Source organism: Bradyrhizobium sp. USDA 4504, assembly GCF_054063995.1.
On the sequence record NZ_JBSSGV010000001.1, the window covers coordinates 1385058 to 1409283 of the forward strand.

General features: G+C 65.6%; 23 protein-coding genes. 8 read left to right on the forward strand and 15 right to left on the reverse strand.

Annotation, left to right across the window (positions count from 1 at the left end):
* The first annotated feature begins 2 nt into the window (after positions 1-2).
* A complete protein-coding gene (locus ACVMB1_RS05940; protein WP_141339541.1) occupies positions 3-641 on the forward strand; it encodes an NrsF family protein in 639 nt (212 codons plus the stop codon).
* Here ACVMB1_RS05940 and ACVMB1_RS05945 read toward each other — a convergent pair.
* A complete protein-coding gene (locus ACVMB1_RS05945; protein ID WP_141339543.1) occupies positions 638-1744 on the reverse strand; it encodes a DUF2336 domain-containing protein in 1107 nt (368 codons plus the stop codon). The genes ACVMB1_RS05940 and ACVMB1_RS05945 overlap by 4 nt on opposite strands.
* Positions 1745-1801: 57 nt before the next feature.
* Positions 1802-2950, reverse strand: a complete 1149-nt coding sequence (locus ACVMB1_RS05950) for a GGDEF domain-containing protein (protein WP_141339545.1) — start codon at positions 2948-2950, stop codon at positions 1802-1804.
* 417 nt (positions 2951-3367) lie between these two features.
* Here ACVMB1_RS05950 and ACVMB1_RS05955 point away from each other — a divergent pair, with 417 nt between their 5' ends.
* The 4 genes from ACVMB1_RS05955 (at position 3368) to ACVMB1_RS05970 (ending at position 7421) form a co-directional block, all read left to right on the forward strand.
* Positions 3368-3937 carry a sigma-70 family RNA polymerase sigma factor gene (locus ACVMB1_RS05955; protein ID WP_016843228.1) on the forward strand — a complete coding sequence of 190 codons (570 nt, stop codon included), beginning with the start codon at positions 3368-3370 and terminating at the stop codon, positions 3935-3937.
* A complete protein-coding gene (locus ACVMB1_RS05960) occupies positions 3934-4653 on the forward strand; it encodes a hypothetical protein (protein ID WP_050387103.1) in 720 nt (239 codons plus the stop codon). Before ACVMB1_RS05955 ends, ACVMB1_RS05960 begins: the two co-directional genes overlap by 4 nt.
* Positions 4654-4690: 37 nt before the next feature.
* Positions 4691-6373 carry a S8 family serine peptidase gene (locus ACVMB1_RS05965; protein ID WP_141339547.1) on the forward strand — a complete coding sequence of 561 codons (1683 nt, stop codon included), beginning with the start codon at positions 4691-4693 and terminating at the stop codon, positions 6371-6373.
* Between the two features lie 553 nt (positions 6374-6926).
* On the forward strand, positions 6927-7421 hold the full coding sequence (locus ACVMB1_RS05970; protein ID WP_141339549.1) for a TIGR03809 family protein: 495 nt from the start codon (positions 6927-6929) through the stop codon (positions 7419-7421).
* Positions 7422-7498: 77 nt separating this feature from the next.
* Here the strand turns inward: ACVMB1_RS05970 and ACVMB1_RS05975 are convergent, their stop codons facing one another.
* Positions 7499-8872 carry a TIGR03808 family TAT-translocated repetitive protein gene (locus ACVMB1_RS05975; RefSeq protein ID WP_141339551.1) on the reverse strand — a complete coding sequence of 458 codons (1374 nt, stop codon included), beginning with the start codon at positions 8870-8872 and terminating at the stop codon, positions 7499-7501.
* 529 nt (positions 8873-9401) lie between these two features.
* Between ACVMB1_RS05975 and ACVMB1_RS05980 the strand changes: the two genes are divergently transcribed.
* Positions 9402-9692 (forward strand): hypothetical protein, encoded by a 291-nt coding sequence (locus ACVMB1_RS05980; protein ID WP_057015652.1) that lies wholly within the window; start codon positions 9402-9404, stop codon positions 9690-9692.
* Between the two features lie 32 nt (positions 9693-9724).
* On the opposite strand, the gene ACVMB1_RS05985 is transcribed toward ACVMB1_RS05980, so the two are convergent.
* The 11 genes from ACVMB1_RS05985 to ACVMB1_RS06035 all read right to left on the reverse strand — a co-directional run bounded on the left by ACVMB1_RS05985 (position 9725) and on the right by ACVMB1_RS06035 (position 19828).
* Positions 9725-10372 (reverse strand): pyroglutamyl-peptidase I, encoded by a 648-nt coding sequence (locus tag ACVMB1_RS05985; RefSeq protein WP_141339553.1) that lies wholly within the window; start codon positions 10370-10372, stop codon positions 9725-9727.
* Entirely contained in the window at positions 10369-11361 is a 993-nt protein-coding gene (gene meaB / locus ACVMB1_RS05990; RefSeq protein WP_076833131.1) for a methylmalonyl Co-A mutase-associated GTPase MeaB, read from the reverse strand. The genes ACVMB1_RS05985 and meaB overlap by 4 nt, the downstream gene beginning before the upstream one ends.
* 319 nt (positions 11362-11680) lie before the next feature.
* Positions 11681-12445, reverse strand: coding sequence for an RsiV family protein (locus ACVMB1_RS05995; RefSeq protein ID WP_141339584.1), 765 nt, complete (start codon positions 12443-12445; stop codon positions 11681-11683).
* Positions 12446-12518: 73 nt separating this feature from the next.
* The gene (gene scpA / locus ACVMB1_RS06000) at positions 12519-14675 is read right to left on the reverse strand and encodes a methylmalonyl-CoA mutase (RefSeq protein ID WP_141339555.1); all 2157 of its coding nucleotides are present in this window, start codon (positions 14673-14675) and stop codon (positions 12519-12521) included.
* A 55-nt stretch (positions 14676-14730) separates the two neighbouring features.
* The gene (locus tag ACVMB1_RS06005; RefSeq protein ID WP_057015646.1) at positions 14731-15201 is read right to left on the reverse strand and encodes a GFA family protein; all 471 of its coding nucleotides are present in this window, start codon (positions 15199-15201) and stop codon (positions 14731-14733) included.
* Positions 15198-17072, reverse strand: a complete 1875-nt coding sequence (locus ACVMB1_RS06010) for a methylmalonyl-CoA mutase family protein (RefSeq protein WP_141339557.1) — start codon at positions 17070-17072, stop codon at positions 15198-15200. The genes ACVMB1_RS06005 and ACVMB1_RS06010 overlap by 4 nt, the downstream gene beginning before the upstream one ends.
* A gap of 105 nt (positions 17073-17177) precedes the next feature.
* Complete coding sequence (gene folK / locus ACVMB1_RS06015; RefSeq protein ID WP_141339559.1) at positions 17178-17669, reverse strand: 2-amino-4-hydroxy-6-hydroxymethyldihydropteridine diphosphokinase; 492 nt, start codon at positions 17667-17669, stop codon at positions 17178-17180.
* A 6-nt stretch (positions 17670-17675) separates the two neighbouring features.
* Positions 17676-18056, reverse strand: a complete 381-nt coding sequence (gene folB / locus ACVMB1_RS06020) for a dihydroneopterin aldolase (RefSeq protein ID WP_016842351.1) — start codon at positions 18054-18056, stop codon at positions 17676-17678.
* The gene (gene folP, locus ACVMB1_RS06025; protein ID WP_246786898.1) at positions 18053-18892 is read right to left on the reverse strand and encodes a dihydropteroate synthase; all 840 of its coding nucleotides are present in this window, start codon (positions 18890-18892) and stop codon (positions 18053-18055) included. Before folP ends, folB begins: the two co-directional genes overlap by 4 nt.
* A 105-nt stretch (positions 18893-18997) precedes the next feature.
* The gene (locus ACVMB1_RS06030) at positions 18998-19405 is read right to left on the reverse strand and encodes a DUF4332 domain-containing protein (RefSeq protein WP_018270650.1); all 408 of its coding nucleotides are present in this window, start codon (positions 19403-19405) and stop codon (positions 18998-19000) included.
* Between the two features lie 57 nt (positions 19406-19462).
* Positions 19463-19828, reverse strand: a complete 366-nt coding sequence (locus ACVMB1_RS06035) for a hypothetical protein (protein WP_016841849.1) — start codon at positions 19826-19828, stop codon at positions 19463-19465.
* A 352-nt stretch (positions 19829-20180) separates the two neighbouring features.
* Between ACVMB1_RS06035 and ACVMB1_RS06040 the strand changes: the two genes are divergently transcribed.
* Both ACVMB1_RS06040 and ACVMB1_RS06045 read left to right on the forward strand, forming a co-directional pair.
* Entirely contained in the window at positions 20181-21803 is a 1623-nt protein-coding gene (locus ACVMB1_RS06040; RefSeq protein ID WP_076833148.1) for a helicase HerA-like domain-containing protein, read from the forward strand.
* Between the two features lie 95 nt (positions 21804-21898).
* Complete coding sequence (locus tag ACVMB1_RS06045; protein WP_456814149.1) at positions 21899-23299, forward strand: M20/M25/M40 family metallo-hydrolase; 1401 nt, start codon at positions 21899-21901, stop codon at positions 23297-23299.
* Positions 23300-23402: 103 nt separating this feature from the next.
* On the opposite strand, the gene ACVMB1_RS06050 is transcribed toward ACVMB1_RS06045, so the two are convergent.
* The gene (locus ACVMB1_RS06050) at positions 23403-24182 is read right to left on the reverse strand and encodes a class II aldolase/adducin family protein (protein ID WP_028331642.1); all 780 of its coding nucleotides are present in this window, start codon (positions 24180-24182) and stop codon (positions 23403-23405) included.
* Between the last annotated feature and the right edge of the window lie 44 nt (positions 24183-24226).

A 24226-nucleotide genomic window follows, 5' to 3' on the forward strand; every position in this document is an offset into this window, starting at 1 on the left:
GCATGGACACCGATCAACTCATTCGAACCCTGGCCGCCGACAATGCCTATCGCTCGCGTCCGATCGGTCTTGCGCTGATGCTGGCACTACTAGCGGCGGCGCCGGTCTCGCTTCTGATCTTCTTCGCCGAACTCGGCGTGCGGCCCGACGTGATGATCGCGATGCACAATCCGTTCTTCGACCTGAAATTCGCCGTGACGCTGGCGCTCGCCGCCTCGGCGATCGCGGTCAGCCTGCATCTGTCGCGCCCGGAGGCTTCGCTGCGCGGCTTCGGCTGGTGGCTGCTGATTCCCGCCGGCATCCTCGTCGCCGCCATCAGCGGCGAGATGATGATGCCGCAGCGGACGCCGATGATGACGCGGCTGATCGGCAAGAATTCGATGGCCTGCATGACCGCGATCCCCGCGATGTCGCTGCCGCTGCTGGTCGGCGCGCTGTACGGGCTGCGGCAGGGCGCGCCGGCGCGGCCGGCGGTCGCGGGTGCGATAGCCGGCCTGCTCTCGGCGGGGCTCGCGGCAACCGTCTACGCGTCGCACTGCACGGATGACTCGCCGCTGTTCGTCGCCACCTGGTACACGCTGGCGACCGCGATCGTCGCGAGCGTCGGCGCACTGATGGGAAACCGGGCGCTACGCTACTAGGCCGCTGGCGCGGACTGCTGCATGCGATGGAAGCGCAGCACCTGCTGCGCGGTCGACGGCCGCAGCCGCTCATAGGTGTCCTTGCAGGCCTGCAGATCGGTCGGCTCGCCGCCCGAGATGTCGTCGCGCAGGTTGATGATCGCCCGCACCGTCGACCATGACAGGCCCGAGACCTTGGCCAGGATCATGACGCCCTCGGCGCGGGTTTCGATCATCATGTTCTCGGCGACGCTGACCGAGACGTTGGCGAGTGCGGCGAGCGAGGCGTTGGTCTCGTCGAACTTGCCGGCCTCGGCGAAGGCTGCGAGCTGGAATTCGTCGAGCCGGCCATCCTGGTAGAGCGACTTGACCAAGGCATGCGCGATCGTGGTGTTCGGCGTCACGGCGGCCGGCGCCGAGCGCGCGCGCCGCGTCGCTTCCTTCACCGCGATCGGAATCTCCTTGGCCTGCAGCGGATTGGCAGCCTCAAGCCGCTGCCTGACCGCGTCCGAGGCCTTGGCGACCAGCTTGAGATAGAGATGCCGCGGGATGTTCGGGCGCAGGCCGACGCAGGTCGACAGGTTGTCGTCGCCCTCGGCGCGGCTGACCAGGCGGGTGAAGCCGCGCTCGGTGAATTCCGCGCCGGGATTGTTGACCGCGCTCTGGATCACCTCGTCATTGCCGCGCAGCACCAGCACGTCGGTGACGGCGCCGCTCAGCGTCTTGCGGTTCGAGATCGCGAGCAGATGCGCCTGGCTCTTGCTGCGCGCCGTTTCGATCAGGGTGTCGTCGTCGAGCCGCGGCGACAGCGTCAGCACGGGGCCCGCGACCTCGATCAGGTCGTCGAAGGCAAGGGTGCGGATGGTCTGCGGCGGTGCGGTGTCGATCGGGGCGAGGCGGTCGGCGAGTAACGCCTTGGCCGAGTTTTCGATGTGCTCGAGCAGGCATTGGAAAACATCGTCGAACAGCACGATCTGCTCGTTGGAATAGTTCACCGAGCCGTTGATGAAGAGGTCGGTCACGCGGCGCAGCGTCTCGACGCGGCGTGCGACGGTGCCGTGCGCGAGCGTCGTCTGCAGCTCGTCGAGCAGACTTTCGGGGGCGGTCTCGGGCTTCAAACTCATGACTCTATCCTGGAGCGGTGGCGACGGCTTCTCCGGCGCCGAAGAGGGAAATGGATTTCAGGCGCTGGCGATGCGGTTGCGTCCCCTGGCCTTGGCTGCGTAAAGCGCGCCATCGGCGCGGGCGAGCAATGTGTCAGAGTTTTCGCGCGGCTTGAGCGTCGTGACGCCTGCGGAGATCGTCACCCGCATGCCGGGCGAGAATGCGCTCCAGTCGAGATCGGCGATGATCGCGCGCAGCCGTTCGAGCGCGCGCATCGCCTGATCCTGCGACAGGTCGGGCAGCACCAGCAAGAATTCCTCGCCGCCGTAACGGCCGAAGCGATCGACGCTGCGGAGGTTGGCGAACATGCCGATGGCGAAGGTGCGCAGCGCCTCGTCGCCGATCGGATGGCCGTAGACGTCGTTGATGCGCTTGAAATGGTCGAGGTCGATCAGCGCGACCGCGCAGGAGCTGCCGTTGCGCGCGCAGCGCGCGATCTCCTCCTCGAGCGTGCGCATGATGCTGCGGCGATTGGAGGCGCCGGTCAGTTCATCGAGCTCCGCGAGCTCCTCGATGCGCCGATAGGCCTCCTTCAGCTTCAGTCCGCTCTGGTACAGCGATTGCTGCATCGAACTGGAGAAGATGCCGAGGCACATGCAGCGCCCGATCGTCAGCGCGAACACGAGCATGGTGGCGAGGCGATCGATCCGGGTCGCGGTCGGCATCCCGATCGCCTTGTCGGTGCCGAGGAACAGCGCGGCGAGGCCCAGCACCATGACGGTCCAGACGATCGCGGTCTGCCGCGCCGAGGTGCGCAGCGCGCCGAAGCCGAACACCACGAACAGGTTGCAGAGAAACAGCACGCCGACTTCCGGCGCGATGTAGGTGAACACCAGCAGGTTCACCATGTTGATCGCCGATTGCGGCGCGACCAGATAGTGGTCGCGGAAGCGCTCGTGAAAGCCGCGCTCGGAGAGCACCACATAGACGGCGACCAAAGACAGACCGGTCAGCGCGTAGGCGGCCGCCACCCAAGCCGACGTGGTGCCGCCATGCGCGTAGATCAGCAGCACGACGGCGTCGAGCACGAAGCAGGCCGCGATCACCGACTGGATTTGGCGGCGCTGCTTGGCCCGGCGCGCCAGGCGCTCGGCCGTCAGCCTGGGACGGCCGCTTTCCGATGCGCCCGCGATCGGACTGGGAAGTGACGACGCAGCGCTGCCCATGGTCTCGCCATTGGTGAAGTCCGGCGAAAATCTACGTGGGAAAGCCTTTAGGTTTGGTATCTTTTGGAACCGAATCTACCCCGGTGTAGCCCGGTCATCGCCCTTGTTTCGTAAGGGGAATCCGTTCGCAGAGGCGAGACGGGAGCGATGTGCGGCAAGCCTGCGCCGTGGCGGACTTCGTGACGGTGCTGGCTTGCCGATAAAGCCTTGGTATGGTCGCGCCGGATGGTGCCTGCCCGCGAGAGTTTCCACTATTATGATACCGTTTATCGAGTCTCGGCTGATTTTTTCTCATTGGAAGCGCCGACTGTGGCATAGATCACACATGCAGTGCGGACATTGCCGTAATGTGAAGAATCTTGGCTCTCGCGTCGAACCACGCACCGCCCCCTTCAGACCAACTTTGCGAGACGGGCATTGAGCGCGACACAGGCGGCTTCAGACGACGTTCTGATCGCTCGGATCGCTCAAGGCGACCGGCTTGCCATGCAGGTGCTGTACGGGCGGCACCATGTCAGGGTGTACCGCTTCGGGCTTCGGCTCGTGCGGGACGAACAGGTGGCGGAAGATCTCATCAGCGAGGTCTTCCTGGACGTGTGGCGTCAGGCGGGCAAGTTTGAGGGACGATCCGCCGTTTCGACCTGGCTTCTGGCGATTACCCGGTTCAAGGCGTTGTCTTCGCTGCGGCGAAGGAAGGACGCCGAGCTGGACGATGAGGCCGCGAACGCGATCGAGGACACGTCCGACGATCCGGAAACGGTGGTGCAGAAGAAGGACACCGGTGACACGCTGCGTAGGTGCCTGACGGGACTATCGGCGGAACATCGGGAAATTGTCGATCTTGTCTACTATCACGAGAAATCCGTGGAAGACGTCGCTGAGATCGTGGGGATTCCGGAGAATACCGTGAAGACGCGCCTGTTCTATGCGCGCAAGAAACTTGCCGAGTTGCTGAAGGCAGCCGGTGTCGAGCGAGGTTGGCCATGATGGCTGCGAGAACAAAGGTGCAAGAGCCTGACGATATCGAGATGCTGCTGCCCTGGCACGCGGCCGGCACGCTGAACGCGCGTGACACGCGCCGCGTCGAGGACGCGCTTGCGAGCGATCCGGAGCTCGCTCGGCAATATGCCGTCATTCGCGAGGAATATGCCGAGACCATCGGCCTCAACGAGAGCCTCGGTGCGCCCTCGGCGCGCGCGATGCAGAAGCTGTTCGCCGCGATCGATGCCGAGCCGGAGCACAAGCCGTCGATGGGCGCGCGCATGTCGGCCTCTGTCTCGGAGTTCTTTTCGAAATTGTCGCCGCGGACGCTGGCGTGGTCGTCCGGCCTCGGTGCGGTCGTGGTGTTGTTGCAGGCGGGTGTGATCGGCGCGGTGCTGATGCGCAGCCAGCCGGCCTTGTTCCAGACGGCGTCGCTCGATGTCGCCGAGCGCAGTGCGCCGGTCGCGCCCAGTGCGCCGATCACGCGCGACCTCGGCGCCAGCGTGGCGGCGACGCCGACCCGGCTGCTGGTGCGCTTCACACCCGATGCCAGGGTCGCCGACATCACGTCGCTGCTCGACAATTACCAGGCCTCGATCCTCGACGGGAAGGGCGGGATGTTCCGGCTGCAGTTCCGCGCAATGGACAAGAGCAGCGTCGCTGCGCTGATTGCGCGTTTGCAGAAGGAGAAGATCGTCAGCCTCGCGGTCGAAACGCCGTAATCGGCGGCTGACGGTTCTGCGCCGAGTTGAGGTCACCATGGCCGCCAACGGCCGGACCAGATCGACGAACCACGCGATCGCCGCAGCCGCAGCATTGTTGCTGGTTTGTGTTGCCGGCTCCGCCTCCGCCCAGAATTTCATGCGATCGCCGACCGGTGGCGCGCCACAGGTCTCGCCCGGGATGCGGGCCAATCCCGGTATGGGCCGTGTTGGTGGCAATCCCGTCGGCGGGTTCGGCGGCCCGGTTGGCCGCATGCCGCCGACGGTGGACCGCGGCCCGGCCACGTCGTGGACCGACGATGGGCCGCGATTGCGCGTGCCGTCCCCCGTGCGCCCCGCGCCCCGTCTCTCTGCCAGATGCGATGACGGCGATCGCGGCCAATGTTCCGACCGGCCGGTTGCCGGCAACGGCGGCGGCAAGGGCGCAACGCGGAAGGGCAGGGCCGGCGGTGGCGGCAGTTTGCGTGCACAGGATGCGTCGAGCGTGCGAACCGTGCCGAATGAGCTCGTGGCCGAAATCGACGGTGCCTTGACGGAGGTAGAGGCCGATGCACTCGCGCGCCGCCATGGGTTGAGGCGGATCGCCTCGCAGAATGTCGCGCTGCTGGGTGCGACGATCGGCCTGTTCCGCATCCTGGGCAATCGTTCCGCAGAAATGGCGAGCCGCGAGCTCGCAAGCGATGCCGGGATCCGCTCCGTACAGCCCAACTACCGTTACGCGCTGCAGGACCAGAAGGCGTTGGGCGGCAGCGATCCGGCGCAATATGCCCAGACACAGCTGCATCTGCCCGCGGCCCACAAGCTGGCGCGCGGCATGAATGTCACCATTGCCGTGATCGATTCCGGCGTCGACGCCGCCCATCCGGAATTGGCGAACACGGTCGCCGATACGTTCGATGCGCTCGGCAGCAAGGATGCTCCAAACGCCCACGGCACCGCCATTGCCGGCGCGATTGCGGCGCGTGTCAGGCTCACGGGGAGCGCGCCGGAAGTGCGGATCCTGGCGATCTGCGCCTTCGGTGCGGTCGCGGGCGGCGCCGGGAGCACCTCCTATGTGATCCTCAGGAGCCTCGACTACGCGGTGGCGCATGGCGCGCAGATCGTGAACATGAGCTTCGCCGGACCGAAGGACGCCCTGGTCGAGCGCGCGGTGGCCGCTGCCGTGATGCGGGACGTCGTGCTGGTCGCCGCGGCCGGCAATGCCGGCGCGACATCGCCGCCGCTGTATCCGGCCGCCCATCCCGATGTGATCGCGGTGAGTGGCACCGATGCCGGCGACCGGCTGATGGCGGCCTCGAACCGCGGCAGCCATATCGCGCTGGCGGCCCCGGGCGCCGATCTCCTCGTGCCGGTGCCCGACGGCAAGTACCAGCTGATGTCGGGCACATCGTTTTCGGCCGCGTTCGTCAGCGGCATCGCGGCCTTGGTGCTGGAACGCAATCCGGCATTGAAGCCCGCCGAGGTGCGACGGGTCCTGACCAGCACGGCGCGCGATCTCGGGACACCTGGACGTGACGATCTGTTCGGTGCGGGGGAGGCGGACGCGCTTGCCGCGGTGATGGCGGCGACCAGTGCGCCCGGTGCCTCTGCCGCGGACAAACCGTCGCAGCCTGCACCGCAGGCCGACAGCAATAACACTTCCGTGAGCCGCACGTCGAATGAACCCGCCCCGTCGTTCGCATCGGAGGATTCCGCTGCAAATCGCCGTGCTGCGCAGTGATTTTCGACCCCGAACGCCGGCAACGGTGCGATGGAACCGCGGCGCGAGAAGGTTAAAAAAATCGCCGGCGATTTGAACGTCCGCCTTCCTCTCACGACTTATGTGTGTGGGAGCGGTTTATCCCTCCCCGGCTATATCAGGCGCGAGCGCCCATCCACCCCAAGCGCCCATATGGCTTTGACCCGTCCGGTTGTCCCCCCGGACGGGTCTTTCATTTTGGGGGTCCCTTGTGTGACGGACTCGACGGTGCGCGGCGCGATGGCGCCGACCGATCGCAACGGGATGGGCAAACGCGCGACGGCTGCGACGGTTTGCTGTGGATCATTCCGCCCCAGGAGCGGTGCGCATCGCCACCACGGCAAGTCGATGACTTGAGGCAGTTCGAGCGAGAAACTCCGTAGTAGAGCGGACTTCTTCGATCGCCCGTTCGCGACTAAGAATTTAGTTAGACTTTATTTACCTTTTCCACAGAATATCGGCGTCGCGTCCAGTTGATTCGGTTCGGTTCGTTCGGTTGCGTCTGCGTCCGTTTCTTTTCCTGCGGGCAATTTGAATGACACATCGGACCGACGTGGCCAGAGGCCAGGAGATCGTTGCACGCTGGTGCAACCTCGCCGAGCAAAGGCTGGAGCACCTTACCGAACTGTTCGATACCGGGCGCTGGCGGCGCTATCACAGCGAGCAGGCCTTTCTCGAGAACATCAGGGAAGCCCGCGCCGCGGTCGACATCTGGCGCGAATTGCTGACCCGCGAAGCCTCGCTCGACAATTCGCCGATCGATCTGTCCTGGCTCGGCCGCGGCAGGTCGAAACTGCCGCCGCCCCACATCTCGCCGCCGCTCGAGCGCCGGCCGGAGGCCTCGGTCTTGGCCGAGGCGGCGATGAAAGCGGTCGCGGCCGCGCTGGAAACGGCGGCCGAGGTGCTGGAGCAGCCGCCCACGGTCGCCGACGCGCCGCCGCTGGAAATGCCCGCTCCGGCTGCGCCGCCGCCGGTGCTCGATCTCGACACCATCCAGCGGCGCTATCCGCTGCTGCGCAACGCGCTGTAGGCGACCGCTCTCGCTTATTTTTTGAGCGTGATCTCCGTGCTTGTCGCGAGGAAAAACCGCTTCGCCCTTTCCCGGATCTAGCGCCGCACCGCGTTCGCGCCGACCACGAGCTGCGCATATTGCTGGGCGCCGCCTGCCGACAGATCCGGCGTGATTGGGCGGGCATGGTCGAGCCCGACCACCGCGCCGCGCGGGGTTTCCGAGATCATGTTGTTGTTGATCAGCGCGGTGCCGGCGCCCGGCACTACCGAGACGCCGATGCCGACGAAGGCGTTGCGGACCACGTTGCCTGATATTGCGACATCGCGCAGGTACTTGCCCCAGCCGGCGGCGATGCCGAAGGTCGGCGCGTTCTCGATCACATTGCCGGTCACGGTGCTGTCGGCCTCGACATAGATGCCGATGCCGGCGCCGTCGTTCGGGTCGGTGCCTGCAGGGCGCTTCGGCAGCAGGTTGCGGATGATGTTGCCCTGGACCACCGCAATGCGGCCGCCCTCGTTGAAATTGCACACGGAGACGCCGATCGCCGCGCCGTCGACGGTGTTGTTGGCGATCACCGCGGCCTCGAACGAGAACTCCGAATAGAGCGCGACCTCGCGGACATTGCTGACGCTGTTGTCGGTGATGTGGATGTTGGAGGCCGAATTGCCGCGCACCGCCGAGAAGTCGCAGTTCTTGATGCGGTTGCCGCGCACGATCACGTTGCCGGCGCGGAAGGCGTTGATGGCGTTGCCGTACTGCCCGGAGCCGCCGGGGCCGGCCTTGATGTCCTCGATGCGGTTGTCGGCGACGATCGAGCCGTCGTCGCCGATCGCGGTGCGCAGGATCTCGATGCCGTTGTCGTTGGTGCCCTTAATGGTGTTGCGCGACACCATCAGGCCCAGCGCGTCGAACGACACCAGCGCCGTGGTCGCGATCTCGGTGAAGACGTTGTTGCTGACGTCGCCCGACATCTGCTCGAACCAGATGCCGTTGCCGCCGCTGCCGGTGAACCGGCAATCGGTGATGCGGATGTCGCGGCCCGATAGGCAGTGCACGAGGCCGCGCCGGTTCGGCAGCGGGACGTTGCCGCCGTCGAAGGTGAGGCCCATCAGGACGACGCCGCCGGCGCCTTCGCCCTCCAGCAGCGAGGCGCCGCCGTTGAACACCAGCCGGCTGGCGCCGCGCACGCCGATTAGCTGGCTGCCGGGCGCAAGCCGCAACAGGCCGGTGCGGTAGACGCCGGGCGGGAACGCCAGCGGCACCTGCGCCCGCGCGGCGTCGTCGATCGCGCGCTGCAGATTGCGGGTCTGGTCGTCCGGGCTGCCGGGGTGCACGCCATATTGCGTGACGTCGCGGCCGAGCGAGCCGGTCGATGGCGCGGCGGCACGCGCGGCGTCCGGCGACATCGCAAGCGCGCCGGCTGCGCCGGCGGCGGTTACTCCGATCAGATGGCGGCGGTTGACGTCCATGGGCAAGGCCCTCGCAACATTCGCGAGCGGTGACGTTCGCGGGTCGAGTGGTAGCGCGAAAGGCGGCGCGGCATGGTGAACACGCCGAGGCAGCGCGGCGATTGTTGGCGGTAGGGTTAATCGCGGGTGCAACCGATTCACGTTGTCAAACAGTCGTTCCTCGGTGTCGTCACCCGCGCATGCGGGTAATCCAGAATTCCAGAGCCGCCGGTGCTTGAATCGAGAGGCCGCGGCGTACTGGATGCCCCGCCTTCGCGGGCCTGACACCGGGGAGAATGCGGGCCCACGACTCCTTCCCAGGCCGCCCCGGCGAAGACCGGGACCCATACGCCGCGGCTTGTGTTGTGAACGCGACTCATCATCGCAGCGACGATGATCTTTCGTGGTTATGGGTCCCGGCGTTCGCCGGGACGACACTGAATTCAACCCGTTGCTGACCTCGTCATTCGATCCAATTTTAGTATTTGCCGGGGTCTACGGTTGACGCGTCTGGAGTATTGCTCGCCCGCTGGCTTGAGAGGAGAGACCGGTGTTTGACGTAGGAGACCTGGTTGTCTGCATCGACAATGGCCCGAAGAAAGGAGCCATTGGGCCGGTAGTGCCCATCCATCATCTGCTGCACAAGGGGCGCATCTACCGTGTCAATTTCATCGGGACGACCTGGACGGGGAGTCTGACCGTCGGGCTAGCGGGCGTCGCGCTACCTCCTCCGATGATTGGGTTCGAGCCTTACAGATTCCGCAAGATCGATCCTGCGGAGCCTGAGTTCATTGAAATGATGCGCAGCTTGCGTACGCGTGAGTTGGAGGATGCCAACTAGGGACGTGTACTTACACCGCCCGATCCGCGCGCTCACGCGCGCGAGGCCTGCCGGGTCAGTTTCACCAGCTCCATCAGCATGGCCTCGCCGGCATCGACGAGCGCTTCCAGCGTGATCGATGATTTGCCGGGTGCAGCCGTGCCGTCATGGGCGAGCGGCGGGACGTGGACGAATTGCGCGAGGCGCAAGTCATTGTCGCCGTTGACGGCCTCGATCGCGCGCCAGCTCAGATAGTTGCAGAGATAGCTGCCGGCGTCGCGCGAGGCTCGCGCGTCGATCCCGGTCGCCAGCGCGGCGCGCAGTAATTTTTCAGTATGAGGCCCGAACATGCGCGCATCGGCGCCGCCCTCAATCGATCCCTTGCGTGTTTGCTGGCGGCCGGCGTCGGGGAAGCGCGTGGTCACCGCGTTGCGGGCACGGCTTTCGATCCGCAGATAGTCGGTGCGGCCGGCGAGGCCGAACATCAAGAGCGCCTGCGGGCGGTGTTCTGCGATCAGCTCCGGCAATTCGCGATCGACGGCCGCGTAGGTGACGTCGAAGATGTGGCTCGACAGCGCGACGTCGTCGAAGGCCGGGCGGCGCAGGGCGGTCAGCCGCTTCACCAACGGCATGGTCGGGTTGAACGGCGCACCCGGAAACGGCCCGAAGCCGGTGACGAGGATGCGCAGCCTGCCGCTCAATGCAGCATCTCCGCGATCTGTTCGGCGGCGACCGCGGGCGAGATGCGGCCGCCGGCGACCTCGGCCTCCATCTTCTTCACTTTGGCGCGGATCGCGGCATCCGAGCGCAGCCGCGCCATCATCCGGCTCTCCAGCATCGACCACATCCACTTCACCTGCTGTTCCCGGCGGCGGCCGGCGAACTCGCCCGAGGCGTTCATCGCGGTACGGTGGTCGAGGATCTTCTGCCAGAGCCGGTCGAGCCCGGCGCCGGTCAGCGCGGAATAGGTCTCCACCGGCGGATGCCAGTGCTCGGAGCGCGGCGCCAGGATGTGCAGCGCGCTGCGATAGTCGGCGGCGGCGAGGTTGGCGCGCTTGAGGTTGTCGCCGTCGGCCTTGTTGATCGCGATCATGTCGGCGAGCTCGACAAGGCCCTTTTTTATGCCCTGCAGCTCGTCGCCGGCACCGGGCAGCATCAAGGCCAAGAAGAAATCGGTCATATCGCAGACCGCGGTCTCGGACTGGCCGATGCCGACGGTCTCGACCAGCACGACGTCGAAGCCGGCCGCCTCGCACAGCAGCATCGCCTCGCGGGTCTTCGCCGCGACACCGCCGAGCGTACCCGAGGAGGGCGAGGGACGGATAAAGGCCTGGTCGGAGACGGCGAGCCGCGCCATCCGGGTCTTATCGCCGAGGATCGAGCCGCCGGTGCGCGCCGAGGAGGGATCGACCGCCAGCACCGCGACCTTGTGGCCGCGCTCGATCAGGAACATGCCGAGCGCATCGATGGTGGTCGATTTGCCGACGCCGGGCGAGCCGGTGATGCCGACCCGCACCGCCTTGCCGGTGTCGGGCAATAGCGCCTGCACCAGCTCGCGCGCCGCCGCCTGGTGGTCGCTGCGCCGGCTCTCGACCAGCGTGATCGCCCGCGCCAGCGCGGCACGGTGGCCGGCACGGAGGTCCTTGGCGAGGGCGCGGATGTCGGGAGCGGCAGGCTTCGGTGAGGTCATGGTGTTGGTTTACAACGGCTGGCCATGGCAGGCGAGGGGAACGCGGATCGGCACGTCGCAGGGGCGCACTGCCAAAATGTCGAAAACAACCCCATGCAAAGGAGCCGGCGGCTGGCAGCCGGCGTGCGACAAGGCACGTGCGACAAGGCTACTTGACACGTCGGGCAACTCAGCGGCATTCTTCCATTATCCAGAAATCGTGCAGACACCCGTAGCCCGGGTGAGCCAACGGGTCGCGCGAACGCGCGCCCGATGACAGGCTCCGCGATGTCAGGGGAAACCGGCCCCGCATATCGCTTCAGCTCATGCGGGCTACGAACTATTGCTGCTCGTCCGCATCGCCCTTCGGCCGTGCGCCGGCGAAGATCTTTGCGCCTTCCGGTGTCAGATAGGGTTTCAGCGTCTCCCACGGCACGAAGATCACGTATTGGCCCTCGGCGTAGGGGCCGACGGCATAGGGCGGGTAGTGGAAGGTGAGGCCGGAGCTCTTGCCCGCTTCGGTCGACGGCGCCAGCGTCACGGCGCCGATCTTGAGCAGGGTCGGCTTCATCTCCTTGTACCACTCGGCGGTTGCGGTCTCGCCGGCATCGCGCCGCTTCTTCTCGGCGTTGAGCGCGGCGATGACCGCCTTGCGCATCGCCGTCAGGGTTGGGCCGTTGTCTGCGGTCTCGGTGAAGAACGGGCGGATGCTGATGCGCTTCTTCGCGGTGGTGTCCCACAGGATGGTGTTGACGTCGGAGTTCGGATGCGCGCCGTGGGTGTCCATGTAGTCATCGCGCAGCACGCTCACATAGCGGCCGTCGACGACGGAGCGCTCCGAGTATTTGCGTTCGAACGAGTAGCCACCACGATCCTTGAAGAGGTCAGGCTCTTGCTTGCGGTCGGCCGCAGCCTCGGCGGCATTCTTGTCGATCCACGTCTTGCCTTCGGCGAGGCAATCGGCCGCCAGCGCGCTATCTGCCTTGATCCTGTCGTCGAGATAGACGCTCGCCTCGATGCTCGCATTCTTGATCGACGCGTCGGGCTTCGGATCGGCGGCGATGGCGGGCAGGCAGAGGCAGGCCAGCAGGCCGGTAAAAGCCATGATGCGGGCAGGCGTCATCAAGCGATCGGCGCGCATGAAAAACTCCAGGTGGCAGGGGGCAAGCGCGGCAGCGTTACTCCGCTGCAGCGCTATGGCCGAGCCGGGCGTTGAGCTTGTGGATCAGCTCCTCGGCGGCATCCGAGATCACCGTGCCGGGCGGGAAGATCGCCTCGGCGCCGGCGGCATACAGCGCGTCGTAATCCTGCGGCGGCACCACGCCGCCGATGATGATCATGATGTCGTCGCGGCCGTGTTTCTTCAGCGCGGCCTTCAGTTCGGGCACCGCGGTGAGATGTGCCGCGGCGAGCGAGGAGACGCCGAGAATGTGGACGTCGTTCTCGACCGCCTGACGGGCGGCTTCATCGGCGGTTGCGAACAGCGGTCCGATATCGACGTCGAAGCCGACATCGGCGAACGCCGATGCGATCACCTTCTGGCCGCGGTCATGGCCGTCCTGGCCGATTTTCGCCACCAGGATGCGCGGACGGCGGCCTTCGGCCTCCTCGAACGCATCGATCAGGGCCTGCACTTTTTCGACCTTGTTGGACATCGCCGCTGCCTCTCGCTTGTAGACGCCGGTGATGGACTTGATCTCGGCGCGGTGGCGGCCGAACACCTTTTCCATGGCGTCCGAAATTTCGCCGACGGTGGCTTTGGCGCGAGCGGCGTCGATCGCCAGCGCCAGCAAATTGCCGTTGCCTTCGCCCGCCGAGCGGGTAAGCGCGGCGAGCGCCGCATCGACGTCCTTCTGGTTGCGCTCCTTCTTGAGCCGCGCCAGCTTGTCGATCTGCAGCCGACGCACGGTGGAGTTCTCCACCTTCAAGACGTCGATCGGCTTCTCGTTCTCGGGCTTGAACTTGTTGACGCCGATCACCGCCTGGCGGCCGGCATCGATCCGCGCCTGGGTCTTGGCGGAGGCTTCCTCGATCCTGAGCTTCGGCACGCCGGCCTCGATCGCCTTGGCCATGCCGCCGAGCGCCTCGACCTCCTGGATGTGCCCCCAGGCCTTCTGCGCGAGATCGCGGGTCAGCCGCTCGACATAGTAGGAGCCGCCCCAGGGATCGATGATGCGGTTGGTGCCGCTCTCCTGCTGCAGGAACAGCTGGGTGTTGCGGGCGATGCGCGCCGAGAAGTCGGTCGGCAGCGCCAGGGCCTCGTCGAGCGCGTTGGTGTGCAGCGACTGGGTGTGGCCTTGGGTTGCCGCCATCGCCTCGATCGTGGTGCGCATCACGTTGTTGAAGACGTCCTGCGCGGTCAGCGACCAGCCCGAGGTCTGGCAATGGGTGCGCAGCGACAGCGAGCGCGGATCCTTCGGATTGAACTGCTTGAGCAGCTTGGCCCACAACAGCCGCGCGGCGCGCATCTTGGCGACTTCCATGAAGAAGTTCATGCCGATCGCCCAGAAGAAAGAGAGGCGGGGGGCAAAACGATCGACGTCGAGGCCCGCGGCAAGCCCGGCGCGCAGATATTCGACGCCGTCGGCCAAGGTATAGGCGAGCTCGAGGTCCTGCGTCGCGCCGGCTTCCTGCATGTGGTAGCCGGAAATGGAAATGGAATTGTATTTCGGCATCCGCTGCGAGGTGTAGGCGAAGATGTCGGAGATGATCCGCATCGAGGGGCTAGGTGGATAGATGTAGGTGTTGCGCACCATGAACTCTTTCAGAATGTCGTTCTGAATGGTGCCCGACAGTTTCTCCGGCGGCACGCCCTGTTCCTCGGCAGCCGCGACGAACAGCGCGAGGATCGGCAGCACCGCGCCGTTCATGGTCATCGACACGCTCATCTGGTCGAGCGGGATGCCGGCGAACAGCGTGCGCATGTCGTAGATGGAATCGATCGCAACGCCGGCCATGCCGACGTCGCCGGAGACGCGCGGATGATCCGAGTCATAGCCGCGATGGGTGGCGAGGTCGAAGGCGACCGACAGGCCCTTCTGTCCGGCCGCGAGGTTACGGCGATAGAACGCGTTGGAGTCCTCTGCCGTGGAGAAGCCGGCATATTGCCGGATGGTCCAGGGCTGGTTGACATACATGGTCGGGTAGGGGCCGCGCAGATAGGGCGCGATGCCCGGCCAGGTCTCGAGGAAGTCGATGCCTTCGAGATCGGCCTCGCCGTAGACGGATTTCACCGGGATGCCCTCGGGCGTCAGCCACGGCTCGGCGCTCGCAGCCGGGGCCGTACTGGCCACGGGCTGGAAGGCGACATCGGCGAAATTGGGAATGCGGGTCATCCCTGGGCTTCCTCAAACTGGCGATTGCGTTCGATCAATCGCTGTAGCTTCCAACTCAATCGTGGTCCGGATGCTGATGGCTGACGATGGTCGCCATCTTGTCCGGTCCGTAATTCTGCATCGTGGTCTGGCTCGGCAGGTTGGCGATGCCGACCACCCAGCCGTGGCGGGACTCGGTTCCGAATTGTTGCGTCGGTATCACCCGGTCGGGCCGGTCGAAGGCGCCGGTCATGATCTCGATGCGGGGCCCGTCGATGCGGCGGAAGCTCAGGGGCGTTCCGCAGGCGGCGCAGAAGTCGCGCTCGGCGATCGAGGAGGATCTGAACGCGGCGGGCTTGCCGCGGGTCCATCTGAAGTCGTTGCGATCGATGTCGGCGAAAGAGGCAAATGGCGCCCCGGACGCTTTCTGGCACATCCGGCAGTGGCAGATGCTGATCCGGGTCGGTGCCGCCGAGACGGCAAACCGGACGGCGCCGCACTGGCAGCCGCCGGTCAGAACGGGTGTCGATGGTGCCTCTGCGCTCATGTCTGCTCCATCCGCCGATAGGCGTCGCGCAATGTCGCCAGCGCATCACCGCCGGCGAAGACGAACTCGCCGATGCCGGCCGCCCGCAGCGCCGCTTCCTGGTCGCCGGGCCGCCCTGCCAGATAGATATGCCTTGCACCGGCGCCTTGAAGGGCCCTGGCGGCCTCACTGGCGCTGGCGGCATAGACCTTATCCGAGGAACAAATGCACGCCAGCGTGGCGCCCGAGGCCTTGTAGGCCGCGGCCAGCGCCGCCGCGTCGGCAAAACCCTCGCTGTCGATAGCCTCGATCCCGCCGGTTTCGAAGAAACTCTTGGCGAAGGTCGCGCGGGCCGTGAAGTCCGCGGCGGTGCCGAGATTGGCCAGGAATATCTTCGGCCGTACGCCATGCGCCTTCAGCGCGGCATCCGACTTGTCGCGCAGCGCCTCGAACGGTTCGGCAAGCCGCATCGGCGCGAGGGCGTCGAACTTCACCTTGGCGCCGGCGAGGGACGCCGGCGCTGATGGTTTCACATCCAGCACCGCGGGGGCGGCCTCGCGCAGATCCGGAAATTCGCTGGCGCCGGTCAGCACGTCGCGGCGCTTCGCCACATTGGTCTCGCGCAGCAATCGCGTCGCGGTGACCTTGTTTTGCAGCAGTCCCTGCTCGAGTGCGGCGAAGATGCCGCCGGCCTTCTCGATCTCCTGGAACAGCGTCCACGCCGCCTCGCAGAGCTGCGAGGTCAGCGTCTCGATGCCGCCGGCGCCGGCCGCGGGATCGGAGACCTTGGCGAGGTTGGACTCATCGAGCAGCACGAGTTGCGTGTTGCGCGCCACGCGCCGGGCGAAGTCATCAGGCAGGCCGAGCGCCAGCGTGTGCGGCAGCACCGTGATCGCATTGGCGCCGCCGAGCCCGGCCGCAAAGGTCGCGATCGTCGCGCGCAGCATGTTCACATTGGGATCGCGCTGGGTCAGCATCCGCCAGGCGGTTTGCGCGTTGACGAAGATCGGCTTCGGCGCAAGTCCGCAGGCTTGCTCGACACGTGCCCACAGCAGCCGCAGCGCGCGAAATTTCGCCATCGTCAGGAACTGGTCGGCGTCGGCGCTGAGGCGGAACGAGATCGCCGCGCGCGCCGCGTCGAGCTCGATGCCGGCGCCCTCCAGCATGCGCAGATAGGCGAGGCCAAGCGCGAGCGTGAACGCGAGTTCCTGCACCTCGGAGCCGCCGGCATCATGGACCGGCCGGCCGTCGGCCAGCACGAACGGCCCCTTGAAGCCGCGCTTGATGAGGCCATTGACGACCTGGCCGAACGACTTTTCGTAGTCGGGCCAGGCGATGGCCGCAGCACCGCGCACGGCCATGGTGCTGAGCGCCTGGTAATTGAAATGCAGATCGAGCTTGGCCGGGTCGAGCTTGCGGGCCTCGACCATGTCGGCAAAGGTCTCGCCGGCGTTCTCGCGGCCGATCACCGGATTGAGCGCGATCATGATGCCGGCATCGAGATGGACGCCGCCGCAGGCGCGCGCCAGCGTCTTCTTGCTGGCGTCGGCAAGACCGAAGCCGCGCGCACCGGGACCCCCGGCGAACTCGAATTCGAGGCCGGTCGCCCCGTTCTCGAGATCCTGCAGCGCTTGCGCATTGGCCTGTGCGGCATCGGGATGATCGACCCGCTGCAGGATCTGCCAGGGTGCAGCGGCGGCGCGGCCGGCAAGCGGGCTTGAATTGGTGGCGCGGCGGTAGATCGGATCGATCTTCAGGCCGTCATAGGTCTTGCCGACCAGCTTCTCGAACGGGGCGCCCTTCAGCACGCCGTCGACCAGCTTGCGCCAGTCGTCATAGGTCGCAGGTCGAAAATCCGAAGCCAGAGCCAAATCGTCAGTCGAGGTCGTCATCCGCCCAAATCGTCCTTCACCGGCCCCGCGCGGGGCCCCTTGATTTGGCCGGAAATTGCCACGGGCGGGCGGCCAAGCCAAACGGTTGTTTGCGGTGGTTTCGCTTTAATCGAGGTCCGCTAGACGGAAAATACCGTCTGTAGAGACCTTCGCCAGCGCATCGGCGACGCGGCGCCCGGCGATGACGCGGTCAGGAACGATCTCGGCGAGCGGCACCAAGACGAAGGCGCGTTCGAACAAACGCGGGTGCGGCAGCGCCAGTTCCGGCTTGTTCAGTGTGACCTCGTCATAGGCGATCAGGTCGAGGTCGAGGGTGCGCGGCCCCCAGCGCTGCTCATTGGCACGGTCGCGGCCGAATTTGGCTTCGATCTTGTGCAGCGTGAACAGCAGCGCATGCGGATCGAGACTGGTCTCGATCTCGATGCAGGCGTTGATGAAGCTGTCCTGCTGCTGCTCGCCCCAGGGCGGCGTCGAATAATCCGACGAGCGTGCGATAAGCGCGGCCTGGGTCATGCCGCAGATATTGGCGATCGCCTTGCGAAACGTGGTGCGGACGTCGCCGACATTGCCGCCGAGGGCGATCAGGACGTCAGCCATCTGCGTTCAACCCTGGGGCGGTTGATGGCGCGAGCGGGTCAGCACGACGCCGACATCGTCGAAGATCGCGGCGATCGGCGCGTGCGGCTTGTGCACCGTGACCTTGACCGCCCGGATGCGCGGGAAGCTCGCCAGGATGTCCTCGGCCACCGCGCCGGCGGCGCGCTCCAGCAGCTTGTAGTTGGTGTTCTTGAATGCCGATGTCGCGGTCGCCACCACGTTGGAATAGGAGACCGTATCCGAAAGGCGGTCGGTGCGCGAGGATTCCGAGAGGTCTGTATAGAGCTCGAGATCGATGACGAAGCGCTGCCCGACCTCCGTTTCATGTTCCATCACGCCATGACGGGCATGGATGACGATCCCGGTGATGAAGATCGTATCGGTCATTGCTGTCCCTCGATTGCTGCGGCCACGCGCAGCGCCTGAACGGTTTCGGCGACGTCATGCGCGCGGATGATGCGGGCGCCATTCTGCGCGGCGATCAGATGCGCCGCGATCGAGCCGCCGATCCGCTGTTGCGGCTCCGACGGCGCGACCGTGCTGATGAAGCGCTTGCGCGAGGCGCCGACCAGCAGCGGCAGGTGGAACGCGTCGAGCTCGGCAAGCCGCGCCAGCGCGATCATGCTCTGCTCCGGGGTCTTGCCGAAGCCGATGCCGGGATCGAGCACGATCCGGTCGGGCGAAATGCCGGCGCTTGCGGCGATCGCGAGTGAGCGCTCGAAGAAGGCGGCGATGTCCTGCATGATGTCGATCGCCGGATCGGCCTGCTCGCGATTGTGCATGATAATCACGGGCACGCCGCGTGCGGCGACCAGTGGCGCCATGCCGGCATCGCGCTGCAGGCCCCAGACGTCGTTGGCGATGACAGCGCCCTGGTCGAGCGCCCAGGCCACGACCTCCGATTTCATGCTGTCGATCGAGACCGGCACGCCAAGCGCGATCACGTCGGCAAGCACGGGCTTCAGCCGCGCCATCTCGGCCTCGGCGGTGATCGGCTGCGAGCCGTAGGGACGGGTGGATTCCGCGCCAATGTCGATGATATCGGCGCCCTCGGCGACCAGCTTGCGGGCCTGCGCCAGCGCCTCTTCGGGTGCGGCGAACTGGCCGCCGTCGGAGAACGAGTCCGGCGTCACGTTCAGGATGCCCATCACGGCCGGATAGGGCCGCGACAACAGCGCCGGCAGCAGCGCCGATACGGCCGGGCCGGTCACCGTCGATGCCATGGGCTTGCTCGCCATCATGCGGTGGCTTTGCGCTGACCGCAGCGGCAAGTCAAGGTGCGGCGATGGCGGGTGACGCGGCCGGCGGCCGAATGCCGTTAAGACAGGCTAATAGGTGATCTTGGGAGGCAGCTTGCGTGCCTCTTCGATCAGCAACTCGACCGACTTCTCCGACGGCATCACGCGGACGAGCTTACGCCGCACATTGGCGTCCTTCATGCTCTGCGCGAGCCGCGACGGGTTGCGGTGCGCGAGCTCGCGCACGGTGGTGACGCCGGCGGCGCGGACCAGGCCGACCTTCGCCTTGCCCATGCCGGGAATCCGCATGTAGTCGGAGATGTTGGCCCATTCGAGCAATTGTTGTTCGCTGATCCCGGTCTTGGCGGCGAGCGCCTTGCGTCCCTTGACGGTGCGGGCGGCTTCAAGCAGTGCGTCGGTCGTGCGGATACCCTGCGATTTCAGTTTGGTGGCGCAATAGGCGGACAGGCCTTCGATCTCGGAGAGGGGGTATGTCATGATACTCGTATGCAGGTAGAAGGGAGCGCACGTGCAATGGCGTTTTGGGAGAATGCTTCAGGCAAACTGGCTGAGGCCCGGCGTCCCCGAGATGATCTCGCCCATTTGATCCGCTCCGATTTTGTCGCGGCCGAACCTGAAAAGTTCACGCGCGACGTTCTGAATCTCACTCATGCTCAATCCAAGCGCCATCAGCCGGGTGCCGACAGCCATCAGACCGCCACCCATCAACCGCGATAGACCACCGCTGTTGTTGGAGGCGGCGATTGCCGCTTCGGCGCCGGGGATTTGGTCGATCAGAGCCTGAACTTTGTCGGAAGGTCCCTCGTTACGGAGGAAACCCAGAACGATGCCGATGGTTTTTTCAGCGACAGCACCGTCGATGCCGGCCTTCGCGGCCAGCTGCCCAACCAATTCGTCCATATTGCCCCGCCTCAACCGGTTTTTGCCGGATCATTCTTGAAGATTTATCTTGAGCGCCTGTGTCACGAAATACAAGCGATCCGCGCATTTCAGTTCGTTTTCTTTTTCGATCGCGTCGGGAGTGTTGCACCTCTGCAAGATTGAGCGGCGGATTCACACCATCTTGTCGCAATGCGCAATGCCTTTCGTCACTTGGCCCGGAATCTTGGCCGGGAATAAAGTATGAGGAACTGGTGCAGCGACAATATACATCAGTGCGCGCCGATGGTTTCAATCGACCTGCAAGATGCAATATGATGTCATCGGTTCGAATGGATCGAGCCGATTTAAAATCGCGTTAAGAGGCGAAGCGATGGCGACGTCCGACACCAAGTTGGCCGATACCGATGAGAAAATCTTTATCGGCAAGGGCGAGGAAACAGCCTGGCTGACGCTTGCGCTGGCCAACCGCCACGGCCTTGTGACCGGTGCGACCGGAACCGGCAAGACCGTCACGCTACAGGTCATGGCTGAAGGATTTGCGCGCGCCGGCGTTCCGGTTTTCGCAGCCGACATCAAGGGCGATCTTTCCGGTATCTCCGAAGTCGGCGAGGCTAAGGACTTTATCCTGAAGCGCGCCAAGGAGATGGGCCTGACCTTCCAGCCGGATCAGTTCTCGACCGTATTCTGGGACGTGTTCGGCGAGCAGGGCCATCCGGTGCGCGCCACCGTCACCGAGATGGGACCGCTGTTGCTCTCGCGGATGCTCGATCTGAACGACGTGCAGGAGGGCGTGCTCAATGTTGCCTTCCGTGTCGCCGATGAGAACGGCCTCACGTTGATCGACATGAAGGACCTGCGGGCGCTGCTGGATGCGATCGCCCCGGACGGCAGCAAGAAGGCTGCCGACGACGAGGAGGATCCGCTGGCGCCGATCCGTAAGGCCGCGCAAGGCTACGGCAATGTGTCCAAGGCGACCGTCGGAACGATCCAGCGTCAGCTCCTGGTGCTCGAGAACCAAGGCGGCGCCAAGTTCTTTGGCGAGCCGGCGCTGACGCTGAAGGATTTCATGCGGACCGACCGCGACGGCCGCGGCATCGTCAATATCCTGGTCGCCGACAAGCTGATGCAGAGCCCGCGGCTCTACGCCACCTTCCTGCTCTGGATGCTTTCGGAATTGTTCGAGGAATTGCCGGAGGCCGGCGACCTGCCGAAGCCGAAGCTGGTGTTCTTCTTCGACGAGGCGCATCTCTTGTTCACCGACGCACCGAAGGCGCTGATGGACAAGATCGAGCAGGTGGTGCGGCTGATCCGCTCCAAGGGCGTCGGCGTCTATTTCGTTACGCAGAATCCGATCGATGTGCCGGACAAGGTACTGGCGCAGCTCGGCAACCGCGTGCAGCACGCGCTGCGCGCCTTCACGCCGCGCGACCAGAAGGCGGTTGCCGCGGCCGCACAGACCTTCCGGCCCAATCCGAAGCTCGACACCGCGCGGGTGATCATGGAGCTCGGCAAGGGCGAGGCGCTGGTGTCGTTCCTCGAGGGCGGCGGCACGCCGTCGATGGTCGAGCGCGTCATGGTGCGCCCGCCGTCGGCGCGGATCGGGCCGATCACGCCGGAGGAGCGCAAGGCGATCATGGATGCGAGCCCGGTCAAGGGCAAATACGACACCGCGGTCGACGCCGAATCCGCCTACGAGATCATCCAGAAGCGGCTCGCCGGAACGGCGGCGCCGGCGGACGGCAGCGCCGGCGGCGAGGGGGGCGGCATCCTCGGCCAGCTCGGTTCGATCGCGTCCACGATCTTCGGCACCAACGTCAAGCGCGGCCGCATGTCGACCGGACAGGTGATCGCGCGCAGCGTCACGCGCTCGGTGACCGACAAGGTGATCGGTGGCGTGGCCGCCGATCTCGGCAAATCGCTCGGCGGTTCGGTCGGTGGCTCGATCGGCCGGGCGCTGGTGCGCGGCGCGCTCGGCGGATTGCTGCGCAGATAGCACCGCGCCGGTCGGCCGAAGCGGGAGACCGGCTTTGCCTCCCGCGGCCGGCGCGCTACAACCTGGCGCAACGTCCAACAAAAAGGATATCCGCGATGTCCAACGCCAAGCTGCAGCCCGTCCTCGACCGCATCGACGCCGATTTCGACAACAGTCTCGAGCGGCTGTTCACGCTGCTGCGGATCAAATCGATCTCGGCCGATCCGGCCTTCGCTGATGACTGCAAGGCGGCTGCCGATCATCTCGCCAAGGATATCGCGACAGTCGGCTTCAAGACCGAAGTGCGGCCGACTGCCGGCCATCCGGCCGTGGTCGGCAAGCTGAACGGCTCGGCCGACGGACGCCCGCACGTGCTGTTCTACGGCCACTACGACGTGCAGCCGGTCGATCCCCTGAATCTCTGGCATCGTCCGCCGTTCGAGCCTGTCGTGACCGACCATGCCGACGGGCGCAAGGTTATCGTCGCGCGCGGCGCAGAGGACGACAAGGGACAGTTGATGACCTTCGTCGAGGCGTGCCGTGCCTGGAAGACGGTGACGGGATCGCTGCCGGTCGACATCACGATCGTCATCGAGGGTGAAGAGGAGATCGGTTCGAAGAATTTCGTGCCGTTCCTCGAGGCGAACAAGGACGACCTCAAGGCCGACTTCGCGCTGGTCTGCGACACCGGCATGTGGGACCCGAATACGCCGGCGATCACCACCTCATTGCGCGGCCTGGTCTATGACGAGGTCAAGATCAAGGCCGCCAATCGCGACCTGCATTCCGGCGTGTTCGGCGGCGGCGCGCAGAACCCGATCCGCGTGCTGACGCGGATCCTCGGCGGCCTGCATGACGAGAACGGCCACATCACCATCCCCGGTTTCTATGACGGCGTGAAGGATTTGCCGCCGGATATTCTGGCCCAGTGGAAGCAGCTCAATCTGACGCCGGAGAGCTTCCTCAAGCCGATCGGCCTCTCGGTGCCCGCCGGCGAAAGGGACCGGCTCCTGATCGAGCAGGTCTCCTCGCGCCCGACCTGCGACATCAACGGCATCGTCGGCGGCTATACCGGCGAGGGCTCCAAGACGGTGATCGCGGCCGAGGCGTCAGCGAAGGTCTCGTTCCGCCTGGTCGAGGGACAGGATCCCGAGAAGATCCGAAGGGCGTTCCGCGACTATGTGAAGGCGCGCCTGCCGGCCGACTGCAAGGCCGAGTTCATCGACCATTCCAGCGCGCCGGCGATCGCGCTCGACTGGAACATGAAGCCGCTGGCAGCCGCGCGCCGTGCGCTGACCGACGAATGGGGCAAGGAGGCGCTGCTGATCGGCTCCGGCGCCTCGATCCCGATCGTCGCCGATTTCAAGCACACGCTCGGCCTCGACAGCGTGCTGATCGGCTTCGGGCTCGACGACGACAACATCCATTCGCCGAACGAGAAGTACGACCTCAAGAGCTACCACAAGGGCATCCGCTCCTGGGCGCGGATCCTGGCGGCGTTCGCCGACGCCAAATAGCGCAACGGCAATTCACGTAAAAACGCCGCCCGGAATTGGGCGGCGTTTTGATTCGGTAGTGCAGAGGGTGTTGGCCGTTAGCCTACCCGAAGATTATGAAATTTCAATCACGGTAGCCGGGATTGACCCGGTCGAGCTTGCGCAGCAGCGGCGGCCAGACCAGCTGGGTCGAGCGCAGCTCGGCGCGGTCCGGGTTGGAGAGCAGCTCGGTGTTCTTGTCGATCGCATGCTGGTCGACCGGATAGGCGATCGGTCCGAGCGCGCGGGTCGCCACCTGCATCGAGCAGGCGCGCTCCAGATGGTACATCCGCTCGAACGCGGAGGCGACGGAGCGGCCGACCGTCAGGGTGCCGTGATTGCGCAGCAGCATGTGGTTCTTGCTGCCGAGATCGCGCTGCAGGCGCGGGCGCTCGTCATGATCGAGCGCGATGCCTTCATAGTCGTGATAGGCGAGGTCGTGGGTGACGAGCTGCGCGGTCTGGTTCAGCGGCAGCAGCCCGTCGGGGCCGCTCGATACCGCGGTGCCGTCGACGGTGTGCAGATGGAGCACGCAGCCGGCGTCCTCGCGCACCTCGTGGATCGCCGAATGGATGGTGAAGCCGGCCGGGTTGATGCTGTAGTCGCTCTTCGAAAGCTGGTTGCCGTCGAGGTCGACCTTGACGAGGCTCGACGCGGTGATCTCGTCGAACATCAGCCCGTAGGGGTTGATCAGGAAGTGATGCTCGGGCCCCGGCACGCGGGCGGAGATGTGGGTATCGACCAGATCGTCCCAGCCATAGAGCGCGACCAGCCGGTAGCAGGCGGCGAGATTGATCCGCTGCTCCCATTCCGCCGCACTCATATCCGACGGCACTTCCTTCAGGCGCGCTTCCGCTGGCGACATGGCCGATTGCTCCATTGATGGCGTTATTGCTTGATCCAAGCGTA